This window comes from Pseudoalteromonas sp. TB64 (assembly GCF_000498095.1).
Lineage (GTDB): Bacteria > Pseudomonadota > Gammaproteobacteria > Enterobacterales > Alteromonadaceae > Pseudoalteromonas.
Genome location: NZ_AUTQ01000045.1, coordinates 1 through 8,216 on the forward strand (window position 1 = coordinate 1; position 8,216 = coordinate 8,216).

Genomic DNA, 8,216 nt, shown 5'->3' on the forward strand with positions numbered 1-8,216 from the left:
CACGAGCGGCTTCTATAGCTGCATTAAGCGCCAACAAGTTAGTTTGATCTGCAATAGACGTAATAACGTTCAAAATCTGAGATACATTTTTTGTATCATCTGCAAGTTTATTAATTGTAGTAGCAGCTTGATTAATTTCGTCGCTAAGGGTACGAGATGCTGTAACAGACATTTGTACTTGTGCACGGCTCTGCTCCACTTCTTTCTCTGCTGTTTCAGCTGCATTAGAAGCGTTAGCTGCAGACTGTGATATATCACCAACACTCTGCTTCATTTCCTCCATAGATTGTTTAACAATTTCAGCATCAGTAGTTTGCTTTGTAGTTGCACGCTCTGCTTGTTCCATGCCTTGAACTAGCCGAGTAGAGTTTTCCATTAAAGGTTCACAAACTGCAATAACTTCTAATACAGTCTCTCTTAATAAAGCTATAAACGCATTAAAATTAATAGAAACTTGACCAATCTCATCTTCTGAATTAACCGCTAATTGTGTGCTTAAAGATCCATTCCCACTTGCTAATAAACTCAAATTATTAGCTGCGTCACTAGCAGATGAACCTATATTTTTAGCAATCCAAATAGCCATGAATAACAATAATATTAGCGAAACAATAGATACAACTAACATTAAAGTTAAGGCTTCGTCTGAACGAGCTTTAGTATTAGCTACAAGTTCGAAAAAACGATTATCAGCTTTTTGCTGAGCCCCTTTAAAACTTTCTAAAACAGACCCATACAAACTTGTTTTTAGCTGTGCTTGTTGTTGTATTTTACTATAATCAGCAGTACCGTTAACCATACCGCTGGCAATACTAGAGGATATTTTTTCGTAATCTGATAACTCTTTTACAATATCATTATTAATGTAAGAGTTGCTCAATTGAGTAATAAGATTAATATTGGACTCTATAGTTTGGTATACCTCATCCGCTTTAACAATTAGATCTTGTTCACCAAAAGTCACAGCTTGAGTATAAAGCTCATCAAGCTTTTCTAATAGCCCTACATTTGCTGAAGTTAATTTAACTACTTTGTACGATGAGTTACCCATTTCATCGAGAGAGACCTTATTATCATTCATTGCCAAATAGTTTATTAGTACGATCACTATAAAGGCCACTACCGCAATGCATGTTATTGCATGTATTTTTTTCGTTATGCTTAGGTTTTGAAAAGAGAAGCCTGAAGCCATACTGTGTTACCTTATTTTGTTGTCTATATTCTTATCGGCTTAATACTTATAAGTGTGAGCTAAATTTGTAATATTTCTAGTTTTTTTTATACTTTTTTTTCTAAAAAATAGAACAGTCCTCTAAAACAAGCTAGTAATGAACAAAAAACATTCAGTATATTTTCAGATACAAAAAAACCAGTAACATCACTGTTACTGGTTTCTAAATTTGGTGCGGATGGGGGGACTTGAACCCCCATGCCCTAAAGCACCACCCCCTCAAGGTGGCGTGTCTACCAATTCCACCACATCCGCATTTGTATTATCTTTATCGCTAAACTTTAGTGATTTATTTGAGGAATATAAATCGTTTAACTATTAGTTTTAACTAAATTAGTTTGGCACGTCAGAGCTTTGCTCTTTAGTTGATGTTACTGGAACATCTTCTTCAACAGGAACAACTGTTTCAACTGCTGGTGCGTCTTGTAGGTTTTCCCACTCATCAGTCTGTTTAATTTGACCTGCAGTTAGGTTACCTAGCACAATACTTAAAACAAAAAATACAGTTGCTAAGCTTGTGGTTGTTTTTGTCATGAAGTTACCAGCACCTGACGATCCAAAAACGGTACCAGAAGCACCAGCGCCAAATGAAGAACCCATATCTGCGCCTTTACCTTGCTGGATTAAAACCATACCAACTAAAGCTAAAGCCACTACTAAATAAACTACTAATAAAATTTCGTACATCTTATACGGTTCCTTTTGCACTTTTGCAGATTGCAGTAAATGAATCTGCTTTTAAACTAGCACCACCAATTAGGCCGCCGTCTATATCTGTTTGTGCAAATAATAATTCGCTATTTTTTTCATTTACGCTACCACCATATAAGATGGAAAGCCCTTGTGCTAAACCGCTATCTAATCCAGCAATTTTGTCACGGATAAATTTGTGAACGCTTTGTGCCTGTTCCGGCGATGCAGTTTTACCTGTGCCAATGGCCCAAACGGGCTCGTATGCTATCACAGAATCTTTTAGTGCTGCTACACCTATTTTCTCAATTACTGCATCAATTTGCGCAGCAACTACTTGCTCAGTTTGACCGTTCTCTTGCTCAGTTTCGCTTTCGCCTACACATAAAATAGGTGTTAAACCAACTTGTTGAGCTCGTGCAAACTTTTCGGCTACAGCATTATTACTTTCGTTATAAATACTTCTGCGCTCAGAATGTCCTACTAAAACATACTCTGCACCTAAATCTTTAATAAGTTGAGCATCAACTTCACCAGTAAAAGCACCTGGCTTATTTTCAGAAACAGTTTGTGCCCCTGTAGATACACCACTAGCAATAAGTGCCGATATTAATGGGAACGGAGGAAATAAAACAATGTCTATCTCTTGGGATTTAACACTGTTAATAGCTTCAGACATTTGTTTAACAAGTTCTAAAGAACCGTTCATTTTCCAGTTGCCTGCGACCATCGCTTTGCGTATTGCCATTCTTCCACTCCACATTAGAAAACGGGCGAGATATTAACTTTTCTCACCCAAAGTTACAAGAGGTTATTGTTATCAATCAGTTTGTTTGCTCATAGATTCGACAACATCCGCAATTTTTTGAGCGCTATCTATTACTATTTTTTCTTGCTCTGCTTCAACCATAACACGAACAACGGGTTCAGTGCCTGATTTACGAAGTAAAACGCGCCCTTTATCGCCCAAACATTCTTCAACTTGAGCAACAGCAGCAAGCACTTCTTTTGCTTTAGTTGGATCTGTTCCTGGGGTATAACGCACATTTATCATTTTCATTGGATACTTGGTAAAACCAGCACCTAAATCTTGAAGCGTGCGATTTTGTGCAACCATAGCAGCCAATACTTGTAAGCTCGAAATAATACCATCACCGGTACTTATTAAATCAAGGTTGAGAACATGTCCAGAGCTCTCTCCACCGATTTTCCAGCCTTTTTGTTGCAGTAGCTCCATAACATATCGGTCACCTACTTTGCTGCGAGCAAACTCAATTCCCTTCGCTTTCAAGGCGTTTTCTAAACCCATATTCGACATAACGGTGCCAACTACACCACCGCCTAAGTTATCATCTTGAGCGGCTTGGCAGGCAATAATATAAACTAAATCATCACCATCAAAAACACGACCATTATGGTCAACCATCATCACGCGGTCACCATCACCGTCATAGGCAATACCTACATCAGCTTTAAATTCAAGTACTTTACGTTTTAGAGTGTCTACATGAGTAGCACCACATTCGTGATTAATGTTTACACCATTTGGCTCACATGCAAAAGTAATAACGTCTGCACCAAGCTCTCGCATAACAGAAGGAGCTATGTGATAAGTTGCGCCATTAGCGCAATCAACAACAATTTTTAAACCCTCTAGCGATAAGCCTTGAGGAAACTGACTTTTACAAAATTCAATGTAACGTCCATCAGCGCTAGGTAATCGGCTCGCTTTACCTAATTTATCTGAGGCAACACACGTCATTGGCTCATCTAGCATAGCTTCTATTTGTAACTCAACTGCATCATCAAGCTTTAAGCCGCTGCCATTAAAAAACTTAATACCGTTATCATAATATGGATTATGTGAAGCACTGATAACAACACCGGCTTCAGCGCGAAAAGTTTGCGCTAAATAGGCAATTGCCGGGGTTGGCATTGGCCCAAGTAATACAACATCAATTCCAGCGGCAATGAAACCAGATTCAATTGCGGTTTCAAGCATATAACCAGAAATACGTGTATCTTTGCCAATGATAACTTTTTTAGTTCCATTTTTAGATAAAACACGTCCTGCTGCCCAACCTAGTTTCATAGCAAACTCAGGTGTAATTGGTGCGGTACCAACTAATCCACGAACACCATCAGTACCAAAATATTTTCTTTCTTTCATTATAGAATTCCTTGTTCACAGGCTAGTAATACATTAAGTACATCTGCTGTTTCTTTTACGTCGTGTACTCGAATTATTTTAGCGCCATTTTGTGCTGCGATTAATGCGCCAGCTAAACTACCCGCTAACCGTTCATTTGTTTCTCTATTTAATAAGTTTCCTATCATCAATTTACGTGATAAGCCTGCAAGTAATGGTAAACCAAACTTATTAAAATCATCAAACTTAGCTAAAATTTTATAATTATGGCTAAGTGTTTTTCCAAATCCAAAACCTGGGTCTAAAATAAGCTGTTCTAGCTTAATCCCTGCTGTTTTACAGGCAATTATGCGCTTATTAAAAAAATCACTAATATTAGCTAATAGATCATCATAATGCGGTGAAGATTGCATGCTACGTGGTTGCCCTTGCATGTGCATCAAACAAACAGCTACATTTTCAAACTGCGCTACAACGTCTAATGCACCGGGTTCTTGTAAAGCTCTAACGTCATTTACAATATCAGCCCCAGCTGTAATAGCCTGCTTCATTACCTCTGCTTTACTTGTATCAACAGATATTACGCAATCACTTTTATTGCGTATTGCTTTTATAACAGGAATAACACGTGCCAGTTCATCTTCAAGACTTACATCGGGAGCACCGGGTCTAGTCGACTCCCCACCAATATCCAAAATCAGTGCACCATCATTAAGTAATTGCATTGCACGTTCAAGTGCTATATTGATATTTAAGTACTCTCCACCATCAGAAAATGAATCTGGTGTCACATTTAATATACCCATTATCACAGGGTTAGTTAAATTTAGAGTGCGCCCATGAGGGAGGTTTAGTAAGTCATTCATTGCTAACCTTTGTATTCTTATAGCAATTAAGCAAAACCCTAATACATAATTAGGATATTAAATTAAATCCATACAAAAAAAGCCCCGAAGTTCGGGGCTTTTAATTTACTATTTTAACGATTAATCATCTTTATTATCAAGATTTGTATCATCTTTTTTTGATAAATCTGTAGGTTTTTGACTTTCGCTATCATCAACAGCCTTATCTTTACTAACATCTACTTTTTCTGATTTTTGCTCATGACGGTCATGCGCATCGCGAGGTTCGCGAACTGGTTGACGTGCCATTAAATCATCAATTTGTTTAGCATCGATTGTTTCGTATTTCATCAGTGCGTCTTTCATCGAGTGAAGAATATCAATGTTTTCTTTTAATATATCTTCTGCTCTTTGGTAGTTACGGTCTGAGAATAAACGAATCTCAGCATCTATGACTTTCGCTGTATCATCAGACATGCTTGATGCGCGACTTCCACCGCCACCCATATACATTTCATTTTGATCTTCAGCATAAAGTAATGGACCAAGTTTTTCACTTAAACCCCAATGCGTAACCATTTTACGAGCTATATCTGTTGCTCGTTCAATATCATTACTTGCACCCGTTGTTACTTTATCTGCGCCGTAAATAAGTGCTTCAGCAATTCGACCACCATAAAGGCTAGAAATCATTGACTCTAGAAGCTCTTTAGAATGACTTACACGGTCTTGCTCAGGCAAGTACATCGTTACACCTAGTGCACGACCACGTGGAATGATAGACACTTTATACACTGGATCATGCTCTGGTACCATGCGACCTACAATCGCGTGACCAGCTTCATGATAAGCTGTCATTGCTTTTTCTTGCTCGCTCATTACCATGGTTTTGCGCTCAGCGCCCATCATAATTTTATCTTTAGCGGCATCGAACTCAGCCATGCTAACAACTCGTTTATTTCCACGAGCAGCATAAAGGGCTGCTTCGTTTACCAAGTTAGCTAAATCAGCACCTGAAAATCCAGGAGTACCACGAGCAATTAAAGCAGCTTCTACGTTATCGCCTAAAGGTACTTTGCGCATATGTACTTTAAGAATCTGTTCACGACCACGAATGTCTGGTAAACCAACTTCTACTTGGCGGTCAAAACGACCTGGACGAAGTAATGCTGGGTCCAATACATCAGGACGGTTTGTTGCTGCAATAACGATAATACCCTCGTTACCACCAAAACCATCCATTTCTACTAGCATTTGGTTAAGTGTTTGTTCGCGCTCGTCGTTACCGCCGCCCATTCCTGCGCCACGTTTACGACCTACAGCATCAATCTCATCTATAAAGATAATACAAGGTGATGCTTTTTTAGCTTGTTCGAACATGTCACGTACACGTGATGCACCAACACCAACAAACATTTCAACAAAGTCTGAGCCTGAAATTGTAAAAAATGGCACTTTTGCTTCACCAGCAACAGCCTTTGCAAGTAAGGTTTTACCCGTACCTGGAGGACCTACCATTAATACGCCTTTAGGAATGCTACCGCCTAATTTTTGGAATTTTGATGGGTCACGTAAGAAGTCTACTAATTCAGTAACATCTTCTTTCGCTTCATCACAACCGGCTACATCAGCAAACGTTGTTTTAATTTGATCTTCGCTCATCAAGCGCGCTTTGCTCTTACCGAACGACATCGCACCTTTACCACCACCGCCTTGCATTTGACGCATGAAGAATATCCATACACCAATAAGCAGTATCATTGGGAACCAAGAAATAAATATATTTGCTAAAAATGATTGTTCCTCGGGTTTAACCCCTTTCACATTTACATCACTTTTAAGTAAATCATTTAAAATATCTTTATCGTAAATAGGCATAATCGTTTGAAAACGTTCGCCACTCGTTTTAGTACCAGTAATTGTTCCACTCGTACTTTCTATCGCAACTTCTTGTATAGAGCCGTTTCGGGCATCTTTAACAAATTGACTGTAACTCGTTTGACGATCAACTTGATCGCCACCATTAAAGCTATGAAAGACTGACATCAGCACAACTGCAATTACCAGCCATAGTATTAAATTTTTCGCCATATCGCTCAAGGGGTTAACCTCTTGTATCCAATTAATGTAAATTCAACTAAACGCCAAGTAACTGTACTATAGTTTGTATCCGCTCGCTACTATATATACTTCCCGAGAACGGGCACGTGAGGCATCAGGTTTGCGTATTTTTACTATTTTAAAACTATTACGTACATCTTGCAGGAATTGATCAAAGCCTTCCCCTTGGAATACTTTAACAACAAATGCACCATTTTTCTTCAATACTTGATTACACATATCTAATGCAAGCTCAACTAGATACATACTACCAGCTTGGTCAACTGAGTTGTTACCACTCATATTTGGTGCCATGTCAGACAATACCACATCAACATTTTTACCATCAATACGTTTTAATAAAGCACTTAATACAGCTTCTTCACGAAAGTCACCTTGCAAAAAGTCAACACCCGCTAATGAATCCATAGGAAGTATATCGCACGCAATAACTTGACCTTTATCACCTACTTTTTCAGCTAGGTATTGTGACCAACTACCAGGCGCAGCGCCTAGGTCAACAACAGTCATCGCTGGACGAAGTAATTTGTCTCTGTTCTGGATTTCATCTAATTTAAAAACCGCTCTAGAACGCCAGCCTTTTTTTTGCGCTTCTTGAACATATTTATCATCAAAATGTTCTTTCAGCCATCGCTGTGAACTGGCTGACTGTTTTTTATTTGTCATAAATTAACACGCAACTAATTAGTAATATTCTTTAGATGGCGGTAGAATACTCTTAATTCAAGCCATATTCAGCAAAATTTGTATAAACATGACATTATCAAACAAACAAAAGCAGTTCTTAAAGGGTCAAGCACATAGTCTTAAGCCCGTAGTTTTACTAGGTTCTAACGGTTTAACCGAAGGCGTAGTAATGGAAATTCAAAGTGCATTAGAAATTCACGAATTGATTAAAGTAAAAGTTCCTACTGACGATCGTGAAACTAAAGCGCTAATTTTTGATGCAATAGTACGTGAAACTGGTGCTACTAAACTACAATCGATTGGTCACACTATCGTGATTTATCGTCAAAGTGTAGAGAAAAAAATTAGATTACCACGTAGCTAATCCTTCTTTTTTAAAGATTTAGCACGTTGAATGAAAAAACCAGCTTAATGCTTAATGCCGATCAGTTAAGAAATATTTAACGATCCATTGACCGATCTTCTGGTTAGTTTATAAAGGCTTCTGAATTTA

At 38.3% G+C, this 8,216-nt stretch carries 8 protein-coding genes and 1 tRNA gene; 1 reads left to right on the top strand and 8 read right to left on the bottom strand.

The genetic code is table 11. From position 1 onward, the window contains the following. The 8 genes from L647_RS0101255 to rlmE form a co-directional block, all read right to left on the bottom strand. Positions 1 to 1,192: methyl-accepting chemotaxis protein (locus L647_RS0101255; RefSeq protein ID WP_024609584.1), on the bottom strand; the 1,192-nt coding region annotated here is incomplete at its 3' end. 209 nt (positions 1,193 to 1,401) lie between these two features. Next, positions 1,402 to 1,486 (bottom strand) — tRNA-Leu (locus L647_RS0101260). Positions 1,487 to 1,564: 78 nt separating this feature from the next. After that, entirely contained in the window at positions 1,565 to 1,918 is a 354-nt protein-coding gene (gene secG / locus L647_RS0101265) for a preprotein translocase subunit SecG (RefSeq protein ID WP_024609585.1), read from the bottom strand. Position 1,919: 1 nt separating this feature from the next. Continuing rightward, entirely contained in the window at positions 1,920 to 2,669 is a 750-nt protein-coding gene (gene tpiA / locus L647_RS0101270; RefSeq protein WP_024609586.1) for a triose-phosphate isomerase, read from the bottom strand. Positions 2,670 to 2,741: 72 nt separating this feature from the next. Next, positions 2,742 to 4,091, bottom strand: coding sequence for a phosphoglucosamine mutase (gene glmM / locus L647_RS0101275; RefSeq protein WP_024609587.1), 1,350 nt, complete (start codon positions 4,089 to 4,091; stop codon positions 2,742 to 2,744). Then, entirely contained in the window at positions 4,091 to 4,936 is an 846-nt protein-coding gene (gene folP, locus L647_RS0101280; RefSeq protein WP_024609588.1) for a dihydropteroate synthase, read from the bottom strand. Before folP ends, glmM begins: the two co-directional genes overlap by 1 nt. A gap of 120 nt (positions 4,937 to 5,056) precedes the next feature. Beyond that, entirely contained in the window at positions 5,057 to 7,006 is a 1,950-nt protein-coding gene (gene ftsH / locus L647_RS0101285; RefSeq protein WP_033024192.1) for an ATP-dependent zinc metalloprotease FtsH, read from the bottom strand. 66 nt (positions 7,007 to 7,072) lie between these two features. Next, entirely contained in the window at positions 7,073 to 7,702 is a 630-nt protein-coding gene (gene rlmE, locus L647_RS0101290) for a 23S rRNA (uridine(2552)-2'-O)-methyltransferase RlmE (RefSeq protein WP_024609590.1), read from the bottom strand. A gap of 88 nt (positions 7,703 to 7,790) precedes the next feature. On the opposite strand from rlmE, the gene yhbY reads away from it, so the two are divergent. Further along, positions 7,791 to 8,087, top strand: a complete 297-nt coding sequence (gene yhbY / locus L647_RS0101295; RefSeq protein WP_024609591.1) for a ribosome assembly RNA-binding protein YhbY — start codon at positions 7,791 to 7,793, stop codon at positions 8,085 to 8,087. Positions 8,088 to 8,216 lie beyond the last annotated feature (129 nt).

Coding starts and splice junctions, on each gene's coding strand:
- folP (WP_024609588.1), bottom strand. CDS start 4,936: ATGAATGACTTACTAAACCTCCCTCATGGGCGCACTCTAAATTTAACT.
- rlmE (WP_024609590.1), bottom strand. CDS start 7,702: ATGACAAATAAAAAACAGTCAGCCAGTTCACAGCGATGGCTGAAAGAA.
- glmM (WP_024609587.1), bottom strand. CDS start 4,091: ATGAAAGAAAGAAAATATTTTGGTACTGATGGTGTTCGTGGATTAGTT.
- secG (WP_024609585.1), bottom strand. CDS start 1,918: ATGTACGAAATTTTATTAGTAGTTTATTTAGTAGTGGCTTTAGCTTTA.
- tpiA (WP_024609586.1), bottom strand. CDS start 2,669: ATGGCAATACGCAAAGCGATGGTCGCAGGCAACTGGAAAATGAACGGT.
- yhbY (WP_024609591.1), top strand. CDS start 7,791: ATGACATTATCAAACAAACAAAAGCAGTTCTTAAAGGGTCAAGCACAT.
- ftsH (WP_033024192.1), bottom strand. CDS start 7,006: ATGGCGAAAAATTTAATACTATGGCTGGTAATTGCAGTTGTGCTGATG.